The sequence below is a fragment of the Pseudoalteromonas sp. P1-25 genome (genome assembly GCF_001401805.1).
Lineage (GTDB): Bacteria > Pseudomonadota > Gammaproteobacteria > Enterobacterales > Alteromonadaceae > Pseudoalteromonas.
Genome location: NZ_LKDW01000009.1, coordinates 48,872 through 73,349 on the forward strand (window position 1 = coordinate 48,872; position 24,478 = coordinate 73,349).

Below are 24,478 nucleotides of genomic sequence, written 5' to 3' on the forward strand. Positions count from 1 at the left end.
CTTGGCAAAAAATTCGCTATTTAGTTTCTCTCGGCAATTGCTCCTGCATTGCTCTACCTTCTGCTTCCATGCAGTTATAAATGAGAATTTTTAAACACTGATAGCGACACTTTTAGCCCCTCAAAATGATGAAGCATTATTGCGGACAGGTATGAGATTGGCATTTAACTTTCGATCGTAAAAAATGCTCTCTGGGCAGTGGTTGTCTGTAAGTAAAAACTAAAAAAGCCGCTTAGTAGCGGCTTTTAAGATTACATTTCAACATTTTTGTCTTAGGTCAAAACGGAATGTCATCATCAAAATCTATTGTTGGTTCCATAGGATTTGATGCGCCGCCTTGTGGGGCATTTTGCGGCTTAGGTGCAAAACCACCTTGCTGCTGTGGTGCACTATTTTGCTGTGGAGCGAAGCCGCTGTTGTTTGATTGCTGGTATTGGTTATTTTGCTGTGGTGCAGCCGCTGCAGCCGGACGCTGTGCTGGAGCCGCCTGCTGTTGTTGCCCATAGCCACCGCCTTGCTGACCTTGGTTATTTTGGCCATAACCACCGCCTTGCTGATTATTCTGGTAACCGCCACCTTGTTGGCCGCCTTGATTACCTTGATAGCCACCACCTTGCTGATCACCACCACGAGCGCCTAGCATTTGCATTTGACCTGTAAAGCCATCAACGACAATTTCAGTTGTGTATTTTTCTTGGCCTTGCTGATCAGTCCATTTACGTGTCTGTAGTTTACCTTCTACGTAAATTTGTGAGCCTTTACGGCAGTATTCGCCAACAATTTCAGCTAATTTGCCAAAAAACACGACACGGTGCCACTCAGTTTTATCAACCATTTGGCCAGTGTTTTTATCTTTATAGCTATCTGACGTTGCTAAGGTAATATTTGCTACACCATTGCCATTAGGCATGTAACGAACTTCAGGATCTTGTCCTAAATTACCAACCAAAATTACTTTGTTCACACCGCGTGCCATGGAACCATCTCCTATAAACGTTAGATTAAACCAGCTACTTTACGTGCTTGGTCTAGGTCGAATTCTTTATCATTAATCTTTAAATAGCTGCGGCTTTCGTCGCGTACTACTGTTGCTTCTATTACGCCAGGTAAAGCAACTAGCTGAGAAGCAAGTTCTTGAGCTTGCTCTTCAGAACTTAAATTGGTCATTAAACTAATAACTTTACTTTTCGGTGGGACTTGCATTTTCCACGCAATAATAAGCCATATTAACCCAACAAGTGCCGCTGCCGCAAACACAGCTTGTGTACTTGTTGTTTGTGCTACGTAACCCCCTAAAATACCACCTAAAAAAGCCCCTAAAAACTGGCTAGAGGAATACCCGCCCATCGCCGAACCTTTTTGGCTTGCAGGGGCTATACGCGATACAAGCGCAGGCATAGTCGCTTCCAAGAAATTAAATGCGACAAAATAAAGCAGCATACAAATGGCAATGCCAACCACACTATTTACCCAAATAGACATGGCAAACATACTGACCGAAAGCAGCGCAATTGAGCCAATAAAAGCCTGTTTTTCTTTTTCTTTTTTAATGGCAATAATCATCATTGGCACCATTAAAATAAACGCTAGCAGCAACACCGGAATATATAAATACCAGTGGTGGTTGGCAACTAAGCCGTCTTCTATTAGCTGGCTTGGTAGTACCACAAAAATAGTGGTGAGTGTTAAATGTAGCAGTAACACACCAGCATTTAAGCGCGATAATTGCGGATGCTTAATTAATTTTTTTATGTCGCTAAAGCTTGCCAAGGTATCGCCTTTAGGCGCTTTATTAACGGCATTAGGCACTAAAAATAAAATAATACCAATACCAAACACGGCAAGGATTGCTGTTAACCAAAATACCCCTGCTACGCCCCACGACGCTGCAACTATGGGCCCAAGTAACATAGCAAAGGCAAAGCTCATGCCTATGCTCATGCCAATTACAGCCATTACTTTAGGGCGTTGTTCGTCGCGGCTTAGATCGCTGGCAAAAGCAAGTAATGCACTGGCTATAGCGCCCATACCTTGTAGTGCTCGACCCAATGTAACCATTTGAATAGATTCAGCAAGGGCTGCAATAACAGAGCCCAACGCAAACACAACTAAGCCACCAACAATGACTTTTTTACGGCCTATTTTATCTGACAAACGCCCCATGGGTATTTGCAGTACTGCTTGGGTTAAACCATAAGCGCCAATTGCAAATCCTATCCACATAGGCGAAAACCCATCAAGCGATTGGCCATAAATAGCCAATACAGGCATCAGCATAAACAAGCCGAGCATTCTAAATGCAAACACACTCGCCAGCGATACTGCGGCGCGTTTTTCTCGTGAATTAAGTGAAGATGCGGTCATTATCTGCGTAATCTTACGATATGAAAAATTTAGGCTGGGATTCTACCACAAGCTTGGCAATAATTAATCGCCTATAAGTAAGGATTTTTTCGTTGATCATTGATTAATAATGTTTCGTATTATGCGATACTGGACAAATAATTTTGGTAATAAACGAGATAGCATGGAAAACATTGAAGTCCGAGGCGCCCGTACGCACAATTTAAAAGACATCAGCCTAACCATCCCACGTGATAAATTAATTGTTATCACAGGCCTATCTGGTTCGGGAAAATCATCACTGGCATTTGATACTTTATATGCAGAAGGACAGCGTCGTTATGTAGAGTCACTTTCTGCCTACGCAAGGCAATTTTTATCGTTAATGGAAAAGCCTGACGTTGATCATATTGAAGGCCTCTCTCCCGCCATTTCTATTGAGCAAAAATCTACATCGCACAACCCTCGCTCAACAGTGGGTACCATTACCGAAATATACGATTACTTGCGTTTAATGTTTGCCCGTGTGGGAGAGCCACGCTGCCCAACTCACGACTTACCCCTTGCAGCTCAAACAATTAGCCAAATGGTTGATACCGTTTTAGCACTGCCAGAGGGCACTAAGCTAATGCTTTTAGCCCCGGTAGTTAAAGACCGTAAAGGCGAGCATGTTAAATTACTAGAGCAGCTCTCAAGCCAAGGGTATATTCGTGCTCGTATAGATGGCGAAGTATGCGACTTATCCGATCCACCAACGCTTGAGCTTCATAAAAAACACACTATTGAAGTGGTTGTTGACCGCTTTAAAGTAAAAGATGGCCAGCAGCAGCGTTTAGCCGAATCATTTGAAACCGCACTAGAAATGTCTGGCGGTGTAGCAAATGTAGCCTACATGGACGACAGCACAATAGAAGAAATGCTGTTCTCGGCAAATTTTGCCTGCCCTACCTGTGGCTATGCAATGACCGAGTTAGAGCCACGTTTATTTTCGTTTAATAACCCTGCGGGGGCATGCCAAAGCTGTGATGGTTTAGGCGTACGCCAATATTTTGATCCTAACCGTGTGGTGCATAACCCCGAGCTAAGCTTGGCCGGTGGTGCTATTAAAGGCTGGGATAAACGCAGTTTTTATTATTTTCAAATGCTACAAGCGGTTGCCGAGCACTATAATTTTGATTTAGATGTGCCATTTGAAAAACTTGCTAAAGAATCACAAAAAATTATTTTAGAAGGCTCAGGTAAAACAAAAATAGCCTTTAACTACCGTAACGACAGAGGCGATTTAATAACTCGTAACCACGAGTTTGAAGGCGTGTTAAATAATATGAACCGTCGCTATCGCGAGACGGAGTCAAACTCGGTACGTGAAGAGCTCGCTAAATATCAAACTAGCCAAGCGTGCCCTAGCTGTCATGGCTCACGTTTACGCCAAGAAGCACGCCACGTATTTATAGGTCAAACAAACCTGCCTGCTATTACTAATATGAGTATTGGCGAGGCAATGGACTTTTTTGAAGGGTTATCACTCACCGGTCAGAAAGCCCAAATAGCTGAAAAAATCCTGAAAGAAATTCGCGACCGTTTATCGTTTTTAATTAATGTAGGCCTTAACTACTTATCGCTTGAACGCAGTGCTGATACCCTCTCTGGTGGTGAAGCGCAGCGTATTCGTTTAGCCAGCCAAATTGGCGCGGGCCTTGTAGGTGTAATGTACGTACTGGATGAGCCATCAATTGGTTTACACCAGCGCGATAACGACCGTTTATTACAAACCTTGGTGCATTTACGCGACTTAGGTAACACCGTGATTGTGGTTGAGCATGATGAAGATGCCATTCGCGCAGCCGATCATATTATTGATATTGGCCCAGGCGCGGGTGTACACGGCGGGCATATTATTGCACAAGGTACACGAGACGATATTTTAGCGACCAAAGACTCGGTAACGGGCCAGTTTTTATCTGGCGTGCGTAAAATAGAAGTACCACAAGAACGTAACCCAACAGGCGACAAATGGCTTGAGCTGTTTGGCGCCACAGGTAATAACCTTAAAAATGTAGACTTAAAAATTCCATTTGGCTTATTAACCTGTATTACAGGGGTATCGGGCTCAGGTAAATCAACGCTCATTAACGATACACTTTTTAAGCTTGCGCATACTGAACTTAACGGTGCCACCACAGCGGAAGCCGCACCTTACAAGTCAATTAGTGGCCTTGATCATTTTGATAAAGTGATTGATATTGACCAAAGCCCGATTGGCCGTACACCGCGCTCAAACCCTGCAACCTACACAGGTATTTTTACCGGTATTCGTGAGTTATTTGCAGGGACACAAGAAGCCCGTTCACGTGGCTATAAAGTAGGTCGTTTTAGCTTTAACGTAAAAGGCGGGCGCTGTGAAGCTTGCCAAGGCGATGGCGTAATTAAAGTAGAAATGCACTTTTTACCTGATGTATATGTACCGTGTGATGTATGTAAGGGTGCGCGCTATAACCGCGAAACCTTAGAAGTACAATACAAAGGTAAAAACATTCACCAAGTACTCGAAATGACGGTTGAAGACGCGCACGACTATTTTGATAAAATACCCGCAATAGCCCGCAAGCTTAAAACCCTTATGGATGTTGGTTTATCGTATATTCGTTTGGGGCAAGCTGCTACCACGCTCTCTGGTGGTGAAGCTCAGCGTGTAAAACTGGCTCGTGAGCTATCTAAACGCGATACAGGTAAAACTCTTTACATACTTGATGAGCCAACAACCGGCCTTCACTTTGCCGATATTGAACAACTACTTGTTGTATTACATCGTCTGCGTGATCACGGTAATACCATAGTAGTTATTGAGCATAACTTAGATGTGGTTAAAACCGCAGACTGGGTGGTTGATTTAGGCCCTGAAGGCGGTGCTGGCGGCGGTGAAATACTCATTGCAGGCACACCTGAAGAGGTCGCTAAATGTGAGCGCTCGCATACTGGGCATTACCTAAAGCCATTACTTTAAGGTAGATAATAAAAAGTATTCATTAAAAGGAAAAAATGCCGCTAAATTTAGCGGCATTTTTATTTACTTATACTAGTAAAGCAATTTATGTACGAGGAATAAATCCGAGCGCATCGTATACCGATTTAAGTGTTTTTTCTGCACGTACACTGGCTTTTTCTGCCCCTGATTTCATGATGCTATCAAGTAGATTTTGATCTTCTCTGATCTCTTTAAAACGTGCTTGGATTGGCTCAATCATGCTAACAACTGCATCGGCTGTGTCTTTTTTCAAGTGGCCATACATTTTATCTTCGTACTCTGGCACTAAGTCTTCAATTGAGCGCTTAGTGGCTACGCTTAATAAAGTAAGTAAATTAGAAACGCCTGGTTTTTCAGTGCGGTCAAAGTAAATACGTGCTTGCTCGTCTGAATCGGTTACTGCTTTTTTAAGCTTTTTCTCAATCTTTTTAGGCTCATCTAATAGCATGATGTAGCCGTTAGGGTTTTCATCAGACTTAGACATTTTTTTAAGCGGATCTTGAAGGCTCATTACGCGTGCGCCAAATTCTGGGATATAAGGCTCAGGTAATTTAAATACATCACCGTATAAATTATTAAAGCGTGTAGCTATATCGCGCGTTAACTCTAAGTGCTGCTTTTGATCGTCCCCTACCGGTACTTGGTCTGCTTGGTATAATAAAATATCCGCTGCTTGCAATACTGGGTACGAAAATAAGCCGACGTTTACATTATTAGCATGTTTAGATGACTTATCTTTAAACTGAGTCATGCGGTTAAGCTCACCCATTTGCGCATAACAATTTAGCACCCATGCTAACTGCGCATGCTCTGGCACTTGTGACTGTACAAATAAGGCTGATTTTTCAGGGTCTATGCCACACGCCGCGTACAAGGCTATACCATCTAATACTCGAGAGCGAAGAAGTTCAGGCTCTTGACGAACAGTAATCGCATGTAAATCAACAAGCATAAAGAAACTTTCGTGGTCTTCCTGTAGCTTTAGCCACTGGTTAATAGCGCCAACATAGTTGCCTATTGTCATACCACCGGTTGGCTGAATGCCACTTAAAACTACTGGTTTACTCATGATTTTCCTTTAGTGTTGTTTAGTTAATTAAAAATTTTAACGCTGTGTTAGTGTTGGTATTATATCTAAGAAGTTCTCGCATAGGTACTGTGGATTAAAGTCGCTTAGGTTTTCGCCTTGGTTATAACCATAATCCACCGCTATGACATCAATTTTAGCGGCATGTGCTGCCAATATATCGCTTTTTGAATCGCCAATCATAATAGCCTTACTCGGCTCAACATTCAGCTTTTTACATGCATACAGCAAAGGCGCTGGCGACGGCTTTTTAGCCATATCGTCTCCACACACGATTACTTCAAAGTGGCGCGTAAGGGAAAGCTTATCAAGTAGTATTTCGGTAAATATGCGCGCTTTGTTGGTAACGAGGGCTTTAGGCATACCACTGAGCGCATTAAGCCCTGTTTCTACATGTTGATATAACACGCTATATTCGCCCACTAGCTGCTCATAATGTTGATAGAATAAAGCAATGGCTTTTGCACTAAGCGCTTCATCTAAATGTTCGCTAATTTGCATATCACCACTGAGTGCACGCTTAACTAGGGTTTCAATACCATTGCCTATCCAGCTTTCAACCAAGCTTTGGCTAACAATAGGGAATGCTAAATCACTCAGTGTTAAATTTATTGCTAGGTATAAATCGTAAACGCTATCAACAAGTGTGCCGTCAAGGTCGAACAAAGCTACATCATATTTCATTACTTTACGTTTCCTAACTGCTCACGCATTTGATCAATAACCACTTTATAATCAGGCTCATTAAAAATAGCAGACCCTGCTACAAACATGTCGGCACCTGCTTGCGCTGCTGCGGCTATATTATCAACCTTAATACCGCCATCAACTTCTAAGCGAATATCACGACCCGACTCAACGATGCGCTGCTTAGCTTGGGCTAGTTTTTCAAGGGTGTGGGGGATAAAGCTTTGGCCGCCAAAACCTGGATTTACCGACATTAGTAAAATAGTGTCTAACTTATCAATAACGTGATCGAGATAGCTCAGGCTAGTGGCAGGATTAAATACTAAACCGGCCTTACAACCATGATCTTTAATAAGTTGTATGGTGCGGTCTATGTGCTCACTCGCCTCAGGGTGAAAGGTAATTATTGATGCACCGGCCTCTGCGAACTGAGGGATTATACTATCTACAGGCTTTACCATTAGGTGTACATCGATAGGGGCCGTTACCCCGTAATTTCTAAGCGCTTTGCACACCATAGGGCCTATTGTGAGATTAGGCACGTAGTGATTATCCATGACATCAAAATGTACTACATCAGCACCTGCAGCGAGTACCTTATCTACATCTTCACCTAATTTTGCAAAGTCAGCTGACAATATAGAAGGCGCTATTAAGTATTTTTGTTCAGGGTTTAGCATAGTAATCCGTCAATCAATAAAATATGCCTTAATGTACCGTAAATACTGGAGTTTCCCAAGTAATACACGGCAAATTGGGTATAACTAAAATAGCAATTTAAATACATAAGAATTTATTTATATAAAGCTTTAACTATCACAAGGAAATATTAGTTTGTTATTTATACAGCTTTTGTTATTATTAAAGGAGTAACTTACTTTTAGGCTAATATTATGCGTGCTTTTAAAACAGGGATCTTAATTGCGTCGGCATTGTTATTTATTGGGGCATTTAGTTTTGCGCCAAGTTCTGAGCAAGATTTAAGCTTAGTTAGTAACTGTCACCATCAGGCGAGTAGTAATAACACTCCAAGCGCCCTAACGTGTACGAAAGTAGAAGAAGATTCGTCGTGGTTTTCGTGGCTCACAGGCGATAGTCGCAGTGCGCAGTTTCATTATTTAGATTTACTAGAGCTATTAACTAGCTCAGAAGACGCTAAAAATACGCCTTCAATAAAACCTCTATTTTAAATAATGCTGCACTTTATTAGCGCGTTGCAAAGTGTGCTAGCAGCATTTTTTGGTGTGCAATCAGAGCACAAACGCCAAGCCGACTTCCAACAACACTCCCCTCTTTTTATTATTGCTTTAGCTGTGCTGTTTTTCGTTATTTTTGTAGTGACAATTTATGCAGTGGTTGCTTGGGTGCTAAATACATAGCCATTAACTCGTCAACTTTATTGCGTGAGCCACCTTTAGGGCTGATAGTACGTTTTACCTGAATTTTACCAAGCGTAGCTTGGCTATAAATTTTTCGCGTCCACACGGTATCGTGGTTAGATATAAGCACTGGGGTATTGTTTTCAAACGCAGCTTGCTCGGCTAAGTTTGCTAAGTTTGCTTGATCGTCTAAATTAAACCCGCCTTTAGCATAAGAGGTAAACGACGCTGTTTTACTTAGCGGCACATAAGGCGGATCGCAATAAATAACCGCGTTATTTGGCACAAGCTTAAACACATCATCGTAGCTTAGGCAGGTAAATGTGGCTTTTTGTGCTTTTTCGGCAAAAAAGTACATTTCTTTTTCTGGAAAATAAGGCTTTTTATATTTACCAAATGGCACGTTAAAAATGCCTTTTAGATTATACCTGCACAATCCATTGTAACCATGGCGATTCATGTATAAAAAGAGCATTGCGCGCTCATATACATCATTGCTTTTATTAAACTGTACACGGTATTCGTAGTAAGCGTCTGGATGGTTATTTAAATCAACAAACAGCTTTTTAGAGTCACTTATAAACTCATCAGGTGAGCGCTTGAGCTCTTTGTATAAGTTAATTAAGTCAGCATTTATGTCGTTAAGTAAATAGCGTTTAAAATTACTGTTTAAGAATACTGAGCCTGCACCTACAAACGGTTCTACCAAGGTTTCAGCATGTTTGCTGGCTTGAGATAATCGTGCATTAATATCTTCAACTAGGCTGTATTTACCGCCAGCCCATTTAAGGAAGGCTCTACTCTTTTGTTGCATTGGTTCTTAACTTCAATCTGCTGTAGCGCGATTTTACACTAAAGTGAGTCAGTTTACTGATCAAGTCGTGCAATTTCTTGTTTTATTTTGCTGATTTTTTTATAAAAAGGCTTGTTCTTTCTAAGCGTACTTGGCAAGGCAGACAACGCACTTTTAGCATCAGCGAGTGATACATAACTGCCAAGAGTAGCTACCCACCATACTTTATTGTTCCGCTTAGTTTTATATACCCTAGCCCGCTGGCTTAAACTATGTTGAATAATAAACTCACGAATGATTTTTTCCTGTGTCACAGCAAGCAGCTGCACAGTTGTATTATTATCTGGCTGAGCTAAATACCACGCGTTATCTGATACGTTATTTGAGGTTTTAGACTGTGGGCTTTCTTTATCGTCACTTTCAATTGGCTCAATAGTCTCAGGAGTGTTTGAGCTTTGTGGTAACGCCTCGCTTTGCTCACTTTGAGCGCTTTGTTGAGCCTGACGCGTTAGGCTTTGCATTATCGCCGGCACATCGTTTTTATGTGGCGCTTCACTCCCTTGTGATTTATCGCTGACCGGCTCTAAAGGCAAATCCGCTTTTGAAATATCAGCATTGTCATTACTGACTTCTTTATCCGCTCTTGGGATAGCGGTAATTTTAGAAGCAGGAATAGCGGTATCTATGTCTTGGCTTTGTTGATTTTGATAGTACGTTTGCCACCATTGGGTCATGTCATTTTTATAGAGCAGCCCAATAATTAGTAACATAATAATAATTAACAACGAGATTAAATGTATACGCCATGACACTGTATCTTTTTTTACAATATCAGCCACATGCTCCGTTGGCTGCCATGCTAATAATAAGCTGGGGTTGCCTTTTGCTTCATTTAAAAATGCGCTAAATACGGGGTCTTCATCGTACGGTAAATTAGGAAAATACCAGCTCATCAACTGTTTAGATTCTCTGGAAGATAAAGGCTCTAAGTAAATTTCAACGGCATTATTAATAGCCAGCTTTGATTGCGAGGCTAGCATAATATAAAGCGTTATAGGGCTATTTTTGGCAAGTAACTCTAACTCTTGTAATAACTCTTCAGATAAATGCCTTGCATTATCGAGCACCCATAAACAGGCCTCGCACGGCTGTTGTTCTAGCAGTTGGTAAAAGTTTTCACTTAACGATAAATCGTGGTCAATCAGCGGAGAGTTAAAGCTTTGCTCTAATATATCACTCATCAGTGATACATCATTTACACTGGCACTTACTTGTACAAATGCTTTATTAAAACTGTTGTATTTGTCGGTGATGAAGGTTTCGAGCATATAACTTTTGCCAAGGCCTGAGGTGCCTAGCAATACAATTAAGTTTTGCCCATATTCAAATTGCAGCGCGATTCTATCCACCAACGCCGCACGGCTTGGTAAAATTTGCGCCTGCATTATTGCTCGATTAACGCTCTAACGTGGTCATCTGATACGTCATCTACTAATGCGCATTGACCAAATTCTGTCGGTAAAATAAAACGGATAGTGCCCTTTTTATTTTTTTTGTCTTTGCGCATATGCATCAAAAACTGCTCAGCAGTCATTTCTGCTGGGATCTCAGTAGGCAAATTATAAAGCTTGAGTAGCGTTACAATTCTATCTACCTCATCTTGCGACAAATCACCGCGTGTATGGGCTAATTTAGCAGCCAGTACCATTCCGGTCGCAACAGCCTCACCATGCAGCCATACGCCATACCCCATTTGCGCTTCAATTGCGTGAGCAAAGGTATGCCCTAAATTGAGTAACGCACGAAGGCCATTTTCTTTTTCATCTTGTGCAACAATAAGCGCTTTAATTTCACAACATCTATAAATGATATGCTGCAAACTGGCTTCGTCTAATTGCTGTAGCTTTTCTGCATTTTGCTCAATAAAAGCAAAGAGCTCGGTATCGTAAATCAGACCATACTTGATAACTTCGGCCATGCCCGCTGCAAATTCACGCGCCGGTAATGTATGAAGTGATTCAGTATCAATAAAAACAGCTTGCGGCTGATAAAATGCCCCAATCATATTTTTACCCAGTGGGTGGTTTACAGCTGTTTTCCCCCCAACAGAGGAGTCAACTTGTGATAGTACCGTGGTAGGAATTTGAATAAACGGTACACCGCGTTGATAGCATGCAGCTACAAAGCCTGTTAAATCGCCAATAACACCGCCACCTAATGCTATTAAGCAGGTATCTCGACCGCAATTATTTTGCAATAAAAAAGCAGAAATTTTCTCAAACCATTCAAGTGATTTGTATTGCTCACCATCTGGAATGACAAAAGAAAGAGGGTCTAGCTCAGCTAACGAATCTAGCAGTCCTTGCAAATATAAAGGGGCAACTGTGTCGTTAGTGATAATGATAGGCCGACAATCACCAATGTGGTGAACAAGGCGGCCATTATCTTGAAGTGCAGATTGACCAATAAAAATAGGATAACTTCGCTCGTCCAAATTAACAGTTAATTCAAGCATGCTTTGTTATTTCCTTTATTATTGGTTTTTAAAAATCTAATTTCTCGATGATTTGGTTAGCAACAACTTTAGCGCTTTGCTCATCGGTGCGTACAACAAAATCAGCAACTTCTTTGTATAGTGGCTCGCGTTCTTCTGCTAAGCGCTCTAGTACATTACGAGGTGCTTCTTCAGTTTGCAGTAATGGGCGACGCTTGTCGCGTTGCGTGCGTGCAACTTGCTTTTCTATAGGTGTCTCTAGGTATACAACGATACCGCGAGCCGAAAGCTTGTTTCGAACTTCTTTACTCATTACTGACCCACCACCGGTTGCAAGTACAATACCTTGCATTTCGGTTAAGTCGCCAATAACAGATTCTTCACGAAGTCTAAAGCCTTCTTCACCCTCAAGATCAAACACCCAGGCAATATCTGCACCGGTACGGCGTTCGATTTCTTGATCAGAATCGACAAATTCAAGGTGTAATTGGTCAGCGATGTGACGACCAATCGTGCTTTTGCCAGCCCCCATGGGGCCAACTAGAAATATATTACGTTTCTCAGCCATATCTTTTAGTACAAACGAACTCTAAAATTTGAAATAAAACCCCGCCTAACGACCTGGCCCCAAAATTAAGGAGGGGATTATCTCAGTAATTGGCCGGGTATTTCAAGTCTATTACAATAAAAAGCCATATAACGAGCAATTATTATCAATAAACACTCGTTGGCGAACATAAAACCACTAAATTTTAGTCTATTTGTATTTTCGGTGTCACGAAAATAAGTAATTCACGTTTCTCATTAAACTCGCTGGTGCTCTTAAATAAGCGTCCAACATAGGGAATATCACCAAGTACAGGTACTTTATTTGTGGTATTAATTATTTGCTGCTGAAAAATACCACCCAGCACAACGGTTTGGCCGTTATCAACCAGCACTTGTGTTTCAATTTGTTGAGTGTCTATCGACACCGCTTCACCTGTTCCGGTTTGGACCGTTTCGCCACGAGTATCTTGTGTAATAACTAAGTCTAAAATAACTTTGTTGTCAGGCGTTATATGCGGTGTAACCTCAAGGCTCAATACCGCTTTTTTAAAGCTTACAGTAGTAGCACCACTTGAGGCTGATTCGGTATAGGGGATTTCAGTACCTTGCTCAATACGTGCTTTTTGCTGATTAGCCGCAGTAATGCGCGGGCTCGCAATAATCTCACCTTTATTTTCTTCCTCTAAAGCGCTTAGCTCTAGATCAATTAAGGTGCCATTCGCCAACTTTGCTATGTGTAAACCAATACTCGCCGCAGGGTTAGTAATAGGTAGGTTTACATTAAGACGATCTGATAAGTCAGGAATAGTACCATTTGAGATAGACTCAGCACCTTCAAGCGAGCCTGAAATACCATCACTATCTTGTTGGTCGCTAAATCCCCAACGTACACCTAAATCTTCTGTGACGTTATCGCGTACCGTTACCATACGTGATTCAATAACAACTTGTTGCACTGGGATATCAAGTGTTTCAATCATACGACGGATACTTTCAATACTCTTCGCTGTATCTTTAATAAGTAAGGTATTGGTACGCTGGTCGACCGATACACTGCCACGAGCAGAAATGATACTGTTCGTGTCGGTTTTAAGTAAATCCGCAAAGTCTTCAGCTTTAGCATAGTTTAAACGAATATACTCACTGTAAAGCGGCTCTAAATCTTCGACCTTTTGTTTAGCTAGTAAATCTTTCGCTTCACGGGCGGCTAGCTCTTCAGCTGGCGCCACCATCAATATAGAGCCATCCATGCGCTTATCAAGGCCTTTAATACGCAGCACAACATCTAAAGCCTGATCCCATGGAACGCCATCTAAACGAAGCGTGATGTTGCCGGTTACTGAGTCACTCGTTACTAAGTTAAACTCGTTATAGCCCGCTATTATTTGCAGTACAGCTCTAACCGAAATATCTTGGAAGTTTAAGGTCATTGGACGACCTTGGTATTCTTTGCCCCCATCTAAATAAGCATTTTGCGTTTCATCTTTTTCAATCGTTAACGTTAAAATGTTATCTATTTGCTGGTAGGTAAAGGTAAAAGCAGCATTAGGCTCAATAACCACACGACTTAGGCTATCTTCTTTAAAGGTTTCAATGGTACTTACAACAGTGCCAAAATCTAATACATCTAGTTCATACAGTAAGTCGTCTAAAATATCTGTATGATGAAACTCTGCAATTATTTTTCCACCGCTTTCATGTACTTCTATTGCAGCTTGCGTGTCTTGCAAAAATACTAAAACTTTTGCTTCACCTTTTTCACCACGGCGAAAATCAATAGATTGAATCCGGTTAATATAAGCGCTTGAGGCATCATAACCATTGCTGCTTTCATCAGAAGCTTGTTCAGTAAGTGGGTTATCCGATACGCGCAACGACACTAAGTTATTATTAACTTGAGTTTCGTATATTTTTAAACGTTCCAAATTTACCGTAACTTTTAAGCCTTGCTCTGTCTGTACGCTGCTAACACTATTAATACCTGCGTGATCGACCGGTACATTTTCAAGGCCCTGCTCTAATTCAACACCATCAAACAGCATCTCTATACGCGCTGGTGTATTATGTACCTGAATTTTAGGTTGTTGTGTTAGCTCTTCGTCAAATACAAGTTGTAACTCGGTCTCGCCTTTAAGCAATGGGTTATAGCGTACATCATAAAGTAATGGCGCTGCACTAGCTGTTTTTGCAACAAAAAGAGCCAATATGACAAAAAACATCGTTTGAAAACGATGATGCCAAAGTACATCCTTATGCATGTGTGTTTTACCTTTTTTATTATTAATTTGCGCCATTATTTGCCGCCTCTAACATTTCCAATTTAGTCAGCCGCTCTTTCCAACAACCCGACCCATCAGGGATTAATTCAACTAATTCTACATAATCACTACTTACAGATTTAACCTTACCGTCGTATGTCCCTAAGTAGTTATTTACCGTTACCCTATGCAGCGTCTCATCTGCTGCGGTGATCAATGCCCACATTTGTCCGTTAGAGCCTAACGTCCCTTTCATAGATAGGTTATCGAGCGGGTATTTTTCTAGCGGCTCTCTCACTCTATCAGGGTCAGGGTGTAAACAATTTTTAATTTGCGTCAGTTTATTTTGAATAATTTCAGGCTGTGGTGCTACAAAAGGGCTTCGCAATTGCGATGCGTTATATTCAAAATGTTCAAACTGAGTTAATTCAGGTATTTCCTCAACTTTAGCCGTGGTACTGGCTTTAACTTGGTCAATAAACTCTTTTTGCTCAGACGTATCGTCATTACAACCTGCTAAAAATAAAATAGACAGCGATAATAAAGGGACTAATCTCACTTTTTAACCCCTTCTTCATAACGATATGTTTTTGCTACTACACTGAATGTTAGTTGCTTTTCCCCAGATGATACAATCGAAAAGTCATGTAAACTAACAATTCGTGGTAATTGGGCTACTTTTCCAACAAATTCACCGAACTCATGGTAAGTACCTATTACTTCGATTTTTATAGGGAGCTCTGTATAAAACTCTTTTTCGACTTCCGGTAACCAACCTATTTTTAAAAATGTTAAACCGCTAGTAGTCCCTACATAAGATAAATCATCAAGTAGACCCGGTGTTTCATTTGATGTGGGTAGTCGCTTTAACAATTGAGAAAACTTATCTTCCATATCAACCATCTGCTGACGGTATATATCAAGTTTACTTGCTACAGCATATTTAGTTCTATAAGTGCTACGTAATTCCACTTCTTTTGCTACAGCACTGTGGTAGCTGTCTATTTCGTCAGATACCAATAAGCTGTAGCTAAAAAATAACACTAAACCTGCGACAAATAAGCAACTAATTGCTTTTACTGCAACAGGCCACTCACCAATATTGTCGAGCTCAATTTCATTCCAATCTATTTCATTTAGAGCTTTTAAATCAAGGTTCATCACTTACCTCGCCAATTTCATCAAATGGTTTTACATAAAACTCCATATTAAAATCACTGAGTAACCGTGATGTCTGATCGCCCGCTACAATACCTTGCATGGTGGGTCTTTCTAATAAGTATGAGCCTTGCACCTGACGCAGCATCGTAGATAAGCGATTGTTTGATTCACTTCGACCAAGTACATGTATTTGGTTACCACGACGCTCAAGCTTAGTGAGATATACCCCTTGAGGAACAATTTTCGCCACCTCATCCATAATTTGAGTGCCTAAATTACGACTGCTTTGCAACTCTTCGATTAATCGCATACGTTGTTGTAAATTTTCTTTTCGTTTATCAAGATCTCGAATTTCACTAATTTTTTTATCAAGCATGCTTATTTCTGAACTGAGATAGTTATTTTTTAAATTTTGGCCATCTTTTAAACCAGCATAAAAAGAACTAAGCAGGTACATACATGCAAAGCAACCAATTACTACCGCAACTATAATTGTGATGAACTTCTTTTTAGACTCTTCACGTTGCAACTCGCGCCAAGGCAGTAAATTTATATGTGGCATGATGAAAAGCTCCTTAATGCCAAACCAGTAGCAATTGCAAACTGTGTTCTATTTCGCTGCATAATATTTCGATCTACTTTTGGTGAAATTTCCATATTTGCAAACGGTTCAGCTACAACAGCATGAATACCCAGCTCTTCTATTAACAAACGATCGAGCCCTTCGATCATCGATGTGCCACCGGTTAGTACAATATAATCAACTTGATCTTTACCTGTGGTTGTTAAAAACATTTGTACCGCACGTCGCACTTGCTGCAATAATGATGTTTGAAACGGTGCAAGTACTTCAAAGGTATAGTTAGGGGGTAAATCACCTGTTGTTTTACCTATCTCAGCCTCATCAAAGCCCTTGTTGTAGTATGACACGATACTATTGGTGTATTGGTCACCACCAAACACTTGGTCGCGGGTGTAAATTGTTTCACCGGCTTGCACCACACTTACCAACATCAACACCGCGCCAATATCTACCACTGCAACACACTTATTAAAGGCGTCACTTGGAAGTTGCTGATAATACACATCCATCGCTCGGCTCAATGCATAGCTTTCAACATCAACCACTTTAGCGGTTAAGTTGGCAGCTTCAAGTGCACCTACACGCGCCTCAACGCTCTCGGTACGCGCAGCAGAGAGTAGTACATTCATTTTACTGGGATCGGCTTCATTAGTAGAAAGCTTTTCGAAATCTAAGCTCACTTCGTCGAGGGGATATGGGATTAAGCTGTCAGCCTCAATTTCAATTTGTGACTCTAATTCAGCGTCACTTAATGAAACATCCATAAAAATTACTTTAGTGATAACGGTTTGTCCTGATACAGCGACTGCCGCAGATTTTAGCGATTTTGGTAGTTTTCTTTTTAATTTTGTAATCACATTACCAATTGCTTCAATATCTTGAATTGAGCGCTCGCTCATCGCGCCTTTAGGCATAGGTTCAATTGCAAGTGCTTCTAGTCGAAATCCCGTTTCAATTTCACTTAAAAGCACTGCTTTGATAGAGTGCGATCCGATATCAATTCCGACCATCGCAGCTGATGGCTTTTGAAATAGTTGACTTAGCATGTTTGCAACTTGACCTTTGTTTTAATAATAAACAAGTTATAATTTTTTTAGTAAAAAATATTATTCATTTTTTAATCAATATATACTAGCAGTCTAAACTCGCAATTGGGAGTCCATTTAGGGAAATATAAGTGATTTTATTAAAACGAACATTACAATTTTTTATCATTTGCACGTTAATTGGTCTGATCACTTTAATCAGCCTTTATTATTACGTTAAACCTGATATCCCCAGTGTGCAAGTTTTAAAAGACGTGCAATTACAAACCCCTATGCAGGTCTTTACAAAAGATGGACTGTTAATCAATCAATTTGGTGAAAAACGCCGCATCCCTGTCACCATAGACGAAATTCCGCAACCTTTAATTGATGCCTTTTTAGCAACAGAAGATAACCGTTTCTATGACCATATAGGCATTGATCCCATAGGTATTGTTCGATCCGCTATTGTCTTAATTTCAACAGGTGAAAAAAAACAAGGCGCGAGTACAATCACCATGCAGCTCGCTCGTAACTTTTTCTTAACACGAGAAAAGGCATATATTCGTAAAGTTAAAGAGATTTTTATAGCGCTACATATTGAAAGTGTATTAACAAAAGACGAAATTCTTGAGCTTTACCTTAATAAAATAGAACTAGGTAATCGTGCATTTGGTATTGGTGCAGCTGCTCAAGTTTATTACGGTAAAGAGCTAAAAGACCTCACTCTTGCACAAATGGCAATGATTGCAGGTTTACCTAAAGCGCCCTCTGCGCTTAACCCTATTCGTAACCCCATAAGAGCTAAAGCACGTCGTAATGTAGTGCTTGGTCGCTTACTTACAGAAAACTATATAACACAACAACAATACAACGAAGCAACCAGCCAACCTATCACCGCGTATTTTCACGGAGCCGAGATAGACCTGTACGCGCCTTACATCTCTGAAATGGTTCGTGCAGAGATGGTTAAGCGTTACGGTGTAGATAAAGCATATAATTCTGGTTTTAAAATATTTACCTCTGTAGAGTCTAAAGTACAAAAGGCTGCGCAAACGGCTTTAGTAAATAATTTACATAACTACGATATGCGCCATGGCTTTCGTGGGCCTGTAGACGTGCTATGGGACCCAGAAACACAACCAGCCTTAGGTGAGCAACAAATCCTAGAAAAGCTAAAACCAGTTAAAGAAATTGCTGATTTGCACGCTGCGGTGGTATTAAACGTATCTGAAAAAACCGCTGACGTTATTTTAAAAAATGGCCAATACACCACACTTAATTGGGATAATTTAAAATGGGCGCGCAAATATATTACTCGCTACCGTCAAAGTTTTGCTCCTAAAGCCGCTACTGACATTCTTACCCCAGGCATGCAAATATGGCTGCGTAAAAATAACGACGACAGTTACCTGCTAAGCCAAATACCTGAAGCGGCCAGTGCACTTGTTTCACTCGACCCACAAGATGGTCGTATTAAAGCCATAGTGGGCGGTTACAGTTTTGAACAAAGCCAATACAATCGAGCGGTACAAGCTAAACGTCAAGTTGGCTCTAATATCAAACCCTTTATTTATTCTGCTGCGCTTGAAAATGGCTATACATTGGCCTCTATTTTAAACGATGCGCCAATAAACCAATGGGATAAAAGTTTAGGTGTAGCGTGGCGGCCAAAAAACAGCCCTGCGGTTTATAATGGCCCTATACGTATTCGCCGTGCACTAGCACAATCTAAAAATGTTATTTCTGTGCGTTTGCTGCGCGGTGTAGGGCTGCAGCGCACGGCCGATCACTTACTTAAGTTTGGCTTTAAAGATGAGGACATTAACCGCAGTGAATCCTTAGCATTAGGGAGTGCATCAATCACGCCATTAGAGCTTGCTCGCGGCATGAGCACATTTGCTAATGGTGGCCACTTAATTGAACCTTACTTTATATCTGAAATTCAAGATGCCTATGGTAATGTACTATTTAAAGCATCCCCTGCTCTTGCTTGCGATGAAGACGAGCTATTACCCGTCTCTCAAGCAACGGATAGCTTTGCCAACAATAACCTAGATACCGATACAGCAGATGAGCAAGCCATACAACCACGTTGTGCACCGCGTGTTATATCAAAGCAAAATGCTTTTTTAATTGCTGAGGCAATGCACAGCGCTGTATGGGGTGGCGGTAGCTGGACCCATAAAACAGGCTGGAGCGGGACTGGTTGGCGTGCGCAAGCATTAGATAGGCGCGATCTATCGGGTAAAACAGGCACAACGAATGACTCTGTTGATACTTGGTTTAGCGGCTTTAACCGCAATGTAGCAACGTCTGTATGGGTGGGTTTTGACAACCCAGGAAACTCGTTAGGACGCTCAACCTATAATAACAACCTAGATAGTAGCCAGATCTCTGGTGCTGAATCAGGTGCTAAAACGGCACAACCAGCTTGGATTGATTTTATGAAAGTGGCCCTTGAAGGCACACCAGAAGCGCCAATAGAGCCCCCTGAAGGACTCGTTTCAATTCGTATCGATTTAAAAACAGGTTTGTTAAGTCATAAAAACGACTACACCAGTCGCTTTGAATATTTTGAAAAAGGCACAGCCCCAACAAAATATGTACTGTCTCAGCCAACTGATATTTTTGAAGAAGATACAAAAACAGAAGAAGAGTTATTCTAAAAATCAAAAACGGCAGCTTATACCAATCCACATAATTAAGTGATCTATTTTGAGGATGGATAAACGTGTTGATAGCAAGGCAAAAAATTCGCTATTTAGTTGTTCTAAATGAGAACTTTTTTAACGCAGATAGCGACACGTTTAGCCCCTGAAAATGATTAAGTGTTATTGCGGATTGGTATAGCACACGCTGCCGTTTTACTATTAATATTTGGCCCCGCTATTTTAGGTTTTTAACTAACCAAAATAAATCAGAGTGCACTCCCGCGGCGGTCACTTCTTTGCCTGCCCCAGGGCCTTGTATTACTAAGGCGTTTTCGTTATACCACTGGCTATTAATAACAAAGATATTATCGCCAGGTGTTAAGTTAGCTAAGGCATCCCCTTTAGGCGCGTAAGTTATACCTACCTTCGCCGTTACTTTTCCCGGCTCTAATGCCAATAAGCCTGTATACCTAAGTACAGCATTTTGCGTATTTGCCGCATCGCCATGGTGCTTAATAAAGGCATTTAACTTATCTTTATTCGCTAAAAAATCATCCCATGAGCCTTGGGCTAACTCATCAGGCATCAATGCTTGTAAGCTTATATCATCTAAATCTAATTCAATGCCAAGCTCGCGCGCAAGTATCAGTAATTTACGTTGCATATCGCGACCTGATAAATCCTCGCGCGGATCAGGCTCTGTAAAGCCCATTTTTTGCGCTTCAAGAACAAGATCAGAAAATGCCACACTGCCATCGTACTTACTGCACAACCACGAGAGTGTGCCCGAGAAAACACCTTCAATACGCGTAATTTTATCGCCACTATTTTGTAAATCGGCCAATGCAAAGTTAATTGGTAGCCCAGCCCCTACACTGGTGTTATAGCGCCAATGCAAGTTACGCTCGCTAATACTTTGGCGCAGCGCGTTATACCAATTTGTTGCAGCCGTGCCCGCGTACTTGTTAGCACTTATTAAATGACAGTCTCGCTCTACAAAGTCGGTGTATAATTGGCTAAATTGCTCGCTTGCCGTTATATCAACAACAACTTTGTGCTCGTAATCAAGTTCGTTTAATGCACTTAATAAATCCGTCTGCTCATAAGCAACGGCATTATGCTGCCATTGTTTTTTCCATTGCCCAAGCGTAATACCCGAGGCATTAAATAGCATATGTTGCGAGCGAATTAACCCAACTAGCTTAATACTATAATCGCCCGACAAACGCTTAAATTGAGCTTCTAGCTGGCTTAAAAATTCATCGCCTACATTACCTAAACCAGCCACAACTAGGGCAATCTCTTGGCCTTTATTAATTAATTTTTCGTGCAATAAACTAAGTACATCGCTTTCTATTAACTGATCAGTTAACAGCAATGTATAGCCTGTATCTTGATGAATAAAACGAGGGTGAATACTTTGCTGATTTAAAACCTCAGCCGCTAATGTACTTAGGGTGTAAACATCTTGCGTAGGTGCAACAACCGCGCAGCTATTTAAATTAGACTCGCTTATGTTTGCTCGCCCAGCAAAATAACTCACTACTTGATGCGTTGCTCCCGCGGGCACAACTAAGTATGTATCGCCGTTGTGTATAAAATGATGAAGGCTGTGTTGAATAAGTTGGCTAACATGCGCCACTTCACCCGCGTTAATACCTTCTACAAGTAGTAAATCAACGTTTTGTAATGTAGTAATGAAACGTTTTTGCTTAGCTTTGCCTTGTTTTACAATATTGGTAGGGGCAGTTTGCACATCAAAACTGCTACGCACAGCCAGTTTAATATTACTATGTTTTAAAGGCGAAAGCGTTTTTGCATGTAACACAGGGTTACCCAACCGAGCTAATAGGTTAGCTTGTTCACGGCACACCTTGTTGTACTTAATCGCCTTTTCAACTTTACGGGGATCTGCACTAAACACGCCAGGTGTATCAGTCCAAATACATACATTGTGTGCGTCGCAATAATTGGCTAATAAAGTGGCGCTGTAGTCACTGCCATTACGCCCAAGCGTAACTGTTTCGCCATCAGCACTTGCTGCGATAAACCCTGTTACTACATTAATTTTATTTTCATCAATAACTTGGATGCATTGCTGCTTGTTTTGCGCATGCAAAAGCTCCCCGCTTGTTACACTAAACAGCGCTCTAGCATCATGAGCACACGCTTGAATGTTTAATTGCGTTAAATAGGCCGCCAATAACCGCGCAGACCACAGTTCGCCATGCGCCAGTAGCGCCGCCTCTTGCAACTGCTGCTCATTGGCTTGCTCTGCCACATCACTTAGCTCTTGCGCTAACACAGCTAAAGCTGCGTGTTTAGCATCGGCTTTTAATAACGCTTCAATTAATGCTGTTTGGTGGTTACTCAATTGCAGTAAAATATCAGCAACGGCTTGCTTATCTTGTTGTTGATAACTTTGCCACAGCGAAACCAAGGTATCAGTGGTTTTACCCGCAGCAGATACAACCACGCAGTCGCCTGGCTGTGTGTGAGCAATAATAATTTTTGCCACGCTCTGATAGCGCTCGCTCGAACTTAAGCTCGAGCCACCAAATTTATGTACACTATTTACCATACTCAATCACCACAAAGCTGGATGGGCAGCCTGCTGCTTTACATCACCATTGGCATTGCCTGCGGCTTTACCAACGCGCCCTACATTTTTATTTTGTCCAGGTTTAACTAAGTTAAAAACACGCTCAAAATCAGCTAATAGATCTTCTACATCTTCAATACCGACCGAAATACGAATTAACGTATCGCCCACTCCCGCTTCTAGACGCGCTTTTGGCTCCATACCTGCGTGAGTCATGGTCGCAGGGTGACAAATTAAACTCTCAACCCCACCTAGCGATTCAGCTAAGCTAAACTCTTTAAGGCTTGTTAAAAACGCCGCAGCATCATCCACATCCCCCTTAATATCAAAGCTAACCATGCCACCAAAGCCAAGTTGTTGGGCTTTAGCAAGCGTATGTTGAGGGTGCGATTCAAGGCCAGGGTAGTAAACTTGGCTAACATACTCAGAGCTTTCAAGGTATTTAGCAATCGTCAGAGCATTTTCTTGGTGCTGCCTTAAGCGCACATTTAAAGTACGTAAACCACGTAACGTTAAATAGCTATCAAATGGAGCGCCGGTAATGCCAATGTTATTGGCCCACCAAGCAAGCTCATCACCAAGCTCTTGTGTTGCAGCAACAACTGCACCGCCTACAACATCAGAATGGCCGTTGATATATTTAGTGGTTGAGTGCACCACAATATCTACGCCAAACTTAATTGGGTTTTGTAATGCCGGTGATAAAAAGGTGTTATCGGCAGCCACTAATGCACCGCACTGTTTTGCTATATCCGTCACGGCTTTAATATCCGTTAGGCGCAGCACAGGGTTACTGGGTGTTTCTATCCAAATTAATTTAGGTTTAATGGTTAAAATTTGTTCTAGGCTTTCTGGTTTAGTTAAATCAAGTACTTTAAGTTTAAGCAAGCCGCGCTTTTCTAACGACGTAAATAAACGGTAGCTGCCGCCATAACAATCGTGAGGGATAACCAAGGTATCATCGTTATTTAATAACTGTGTGGCTAAATGCACAGCAGCCATGCCCGTAGCAGTAATAATGCCCCGCGCGCCACCTTCAAGCTCTGCTAGCGTTTCTGCTAAAATATCGCGATTAGGATTGCCACTGCGCCCATAGTCATATGCGCGCTTAGTATCAAAATCGGCAAACGAATACGTCGTCGATAAATAAATTGGCGGTACAACGGCGCCATGATGTTTATCGGCATCAACCCCATTTCGTACAGCAATGGTTGCTTTGTTTTTTTCGCTCATATTCGTCACCTGATTAATTTGGATGTTTAGACGTCTAAAAGAGTAAGTTATCCATTATAATAAGTCAAAGATTTTAAAGCTCTAGATGGCTAAAAATAATATACGTGTAAAGCCCTCATAAATCTTTATTTGCCGTTACAACCAGCTTATTAAGATAGATTGCTATCTATTATTTGACTATCTTTTTTAAAACGATAGAATTTCACGCATATTTACACGCTTTTTACGCCGTGTGAGAAATTAATAATCTGAGGCAACGATACATCTTATGGCTAAATGGAATGGTGAGTATATTCACCCATACGCAGAACACGGGAAAAAATCAGAGCAAGTTAAAAAGATCACCGTTTCGATCCCGCTAAATGTATTAAAAGTATTAACTGATGAGCGTACACGTCGTCAAATAAACAACCTGCGTCATGCAACAAATAGCGAGTTACTATGCGAAGCGTTTTTGCATGCTTTTACAGGCCAACCATTACCTAATGATGATGACCTACGTAAAGACAACGCAGAAAAAGTACCTGAAGAAGTTAAAAAAATAATGCAAGAAATGGGTTTAGAAGTGCCTATTTTAGACGAAGAATAAAACGTCTTTTTAAACA

Annotated in this window: 21 protein-coding genes; 5 read left to right on the plus strand and 16 right to left on the minus strand. The window is 41.2% G+C overall.

What is annotated here, in order from left to right; translation table 11 throughout:
* Positions 1 to 277 precede the first annotated feature (277 nt).
* Positions 278 to 976 (minus strand): single-stranded DNA-binding protein, encoded by a 699-nt coding sequence (gene ssb, locus AN393_RS07855; RefSeq protein ID WP_055014604.1) that lies wholly within the window; start codon positions 974 to 976, stop codon positions 278 to 280.
* A gap of 20 nt (positions 977 to 996) precedes the next feature.
* The gene (locus AN393_RS07860) at positions 997 to 2,364 is read right to left on the minus strand and encodes an MFS transporter (protein WP_055014603.1); all 1,368 of its coding nucleotides are present in this window, start codon (positions 2,362 to 2,364) and stop codon (positions 997 to 999) included.
* Positions 2,365 to 2,527: 163 nt separating this feature from the next.
* Between AN393_RS07860 and uvrA the strand changes: the two genes are divergently transcribed.
* Positions 2,528 to 5,347, plus strand: a complete 2,820-nt coding sequence (uvrA, locus tag AN393_RS07865) for an excinuclease ABC subunit UvrA (RefSeq protein ID WP_055017801.1) — start codon at positions 2,528 to 2,530, stop codon at positions 5,345 to 5,347.
* Positions 5,348 to 5,432: 85 nt separating this feature from the next.
* Here uvrA and trpS read toward each other — a convergent pair whose 3' ends face one another.
* From trpS to rpe, 3 genes are read right to left on the minus strand one after another with little or no spacing between them, the layout of a single operon-like run.
* A complete protein-coding gene (trpS, locus tag AN393_RS07870) occupies positions 5,433 to 6,437 on the minus strand; it encodes a tryptophan--tRNA ligase (protein ID WP_029771853.1) in 1,005 nt (334 codons plus the stop codon).
* Positions 6,438 to 6,473: 36 nt separating this feature from the next.
* Positions 6,474 to 7,139: a phosphoglycolate phosphatase gene (locus AN393_RS07875; protein WP_055014602.1), complete on the minus strand. Its 666-nt coding sequence runs from the start codon at positions 7,137 to 7,139 to the stop codon at positions 6,474 to 6,476.
* Positions 7,139 to 7,822, minus strand: a complete 684-nt coding sequence (gene rpe, locus AN393_RS07880) for a ribulose-phosphate 3-epimerase (protein WP_055017773.1) — start codon at positions 7,820 to 7,822, stop codon at positions 7,139 to 7,141. Before rpe ends, AN393_RS07875 begins: the two co-directional genes overlap by 1 nt.
* A 213-nt stretch (positions 7,823 to 8,035) precedes the next feature.
* Here rpe and AN393_RS07885 point away from each other — a divergent pair, with 213 nt between their 5' ends.
* Together AN393_RS07885 and AN393_RS20045 are read left to right on the plus strand one after the other, a co-directional pair.
* Positions 8,036 to 8,332 (plus strand): hypothetical protein, encoded by a 297-nt coding sequence (locus tag AN393_RS07885; RefSeq protein WP_055014600.1) that lies wholly within the window; start codon positions 8,036 to 8,038, stop codon positions 8,330 to 8,332.
* 3 nt (positions 8,333 to 8,335) lie between these two features.
* Positions 8,336 to 8,521, plus strand: coding sequence for a DUF2970 domain-containing protein (locus AN393_RS20045; RefSeq protein WP_024032525.1), 186 nt, complete (start codon positions 8,336 to 8,338; stop codon positions 8,519 to 8,521).
* Here the strand turns inward: AN393_RS20045 and AN393_RS07890 are convergent.
* The 9 genes from AN393_RS07890 to AN393_RS07930 form a co-directional block, all read right to left on the minus strand.
* Positions 8,469 to 9,335 carry a Dam family site-specific DNA-(adenine-N6)-methyltransferase gene (locus AN393_RS07890; RefSeq protein ID WP_055014599.1) on the minus strand — a complete coding sequence of 289 codons (867 nt, stop codon included), beginning with the start codon at positions 9,333 to 9,335 and terminating at the stop codon, positions 8,469 to 8,471. The genes AN393_RS20045 and AN393_RS07890 overlap by 53 nt on opposite strands.
* A gap of 53 nt (positions 9,336 to 9,388) precedes the next feature.
* Positions 9,389 to 10,759 (minus strand): AAA family ATPase, encoded by a 1,371-nt coding sequence (locus tag AN393_RS07895; RefSeq protein WP_055014598.1) that lies wholly within the window; start codon positions 10,757 to 10,759, stop codon positions 9,389 to 9,391.
* On the minus strand, positions 10,759 to 11,829 hold the full coding sequence (gene aroB / locus AN393_RS07900) for a 3-dehydroquinate synthase (protein WP_055014597.1): 1,071 nt from the start codon (positions 11,827 to 11,829) through the stop codon (positions 10,759 to 10,761). Before aroB ends, AN393_RS07895 begins: the two co-directional genes overlap by 1 nt.
* A gap of 28 nt (positions 11,830 to 11,857) precedes the next feature.
* Positions 11,858 to 12,376, minus strand: a complete 519-nt coding sequence (aroK, locus tag AN393_RS07905) for a shikimate kinase AroK (RefSeq protein WP_004589350.1) — start codon at positions 12,374 to 12,376, stop codon at positions 11,858 to 11,860.
* Positions 12,377 to 12,560: 184 nt separating this feature from the next.
* Positions 12,561 to 14,651: a type IV pilus secretin PilQ gene (locus tag AN393_RS07910; protein ID WP_055017774.1), complete on the minus strand. Its 2,091-nt coding sequence runs from the start codon at positions 14,649 to 14,651 to the stop codon at positions 12,561 to 12,563.
* The gene (locus AN393_RS07915; RefSeq protein ID WP_055017775.1) at positions 14,638 to 15,174 is read right to left on the minus strand and encodes a pilus assembly protein PilP; all 537 of its coding nucleotides are present in this window, start codon (positions 15,172 to 15,174) and stop codon (positions 14,638 to 14,640) included. The genes AN393_RS07910 and AN393_RS07915 overlap by 14 nt, the downstream gene beginning before the upstream one ends.
* A complete protein-coding gene (locus tag AN393_RS07920; RefSeq protein ID WP_055017776.1) occupies positions 15,171 to 15,776 on the minus strand; it encodes a type 4a pilus biogenesis protein PilO in 606 nt (201 codons plus the stop codon). Before AN393_RS07920 ends, AN393_RS07915 begins: the two co-directional genes overlap by 4 nt.
* A complete protein-coding gene (locus AN393_RS07925) occupies positions 15,766 to 16,338 on the minus strand; it encodes a PilN domain-containing protein (RefSeq protein WP_055017777.1) in 573 nt (190 codons plus the stop codon). The genes AN393_RS07920 and AN393_RS07925 overlap by 11 nt, the downstream gene beginning before the upstream one ends.
* The gene (locus tag AN393_RS07930) at positions 16,326 to 17,405 is read right to left on the minus strand and encodes a pilus assembly protein PilM (protein ID WP_055014592.1); all 1,080 of its coding nucleotides are present in this window, start codon (positions 17,403 to 17,405) and stop codon (positions 16,326 to 16,328) included. Before AN393_RS07930 ends, AN393_RS07925 begins: the two co-directional genes overlap by 13 nt.
* Positions 17,406 to 17,536: 131 nt before the next feature.
* Here AN393_RS07930 and AN393_RS07935 point away from each other — a divergent pair, with 131 nt between their 5' ends.
* Positions 17,537 to 20,053 (plus strand): penicillin-binding protein 1A, encoded by a 2,517-nt coding sequence (locus tag AN393_RS07935; RefSeq protein WP_055014591.1) that lies wholly within the window; start codon positions 17,537 to 17,539, stop codon positions 20,051 to 20,053.
* A 220-nt stretch (positions 20,054 to 20,273) separates the two neighbouring features.
* Here the strand turns inward: AN393_RS07935 and metL are convergent, their stop codons facing one another.
* Together metL and metB are read right to left on the minus strand one after the other, a co-directional pair.
* Complete coding sequence (gene metL / locus AN393_RS07940; RefSeq protein ID WP_055017778.1) at positions 20,274 to 22,619, minus strand: bifunctional aspartate kinase/homoserine dehydrogenase II; 2,346 nt, start codon at positions 22,617 to 22,619, stop codon at positions 20,274 to 20,276.
* A 6-nt stretch (positions 22,620 to 22,625) separates the two neighbouring features.
* On the minus strand, positions 22,626 to 23,873 hold the full coding sequence (gene metB, locus AN393_RS07945) for a cystathionine gamma-synthase (protein ID WP_055017779.1): 1,248 nt from the start codon (positions 23,871 to 23,873) through the stop codon (positions 22,626 to 22,628).
* Positions 23,874 to 24,141: 268 nt separating this feature from the next.
* Here metB and metJ point away from each other — a divergent pair, with 268 nt between their 5' ends.
* Positions 24,142 to 24,462, plus strand: coding sequence for a met regulon transcriptional regulator MetJ (gene metJ / locus AN393_RS07950; RefSeq protein WP_004589341.1), 321 nt, complete (start codon positions 24,142 to 24,144; stop codon positions 24,460 to 24,462).
* Positions 24,463 to 24,478 lie beyond the last annotated feature (16 nt).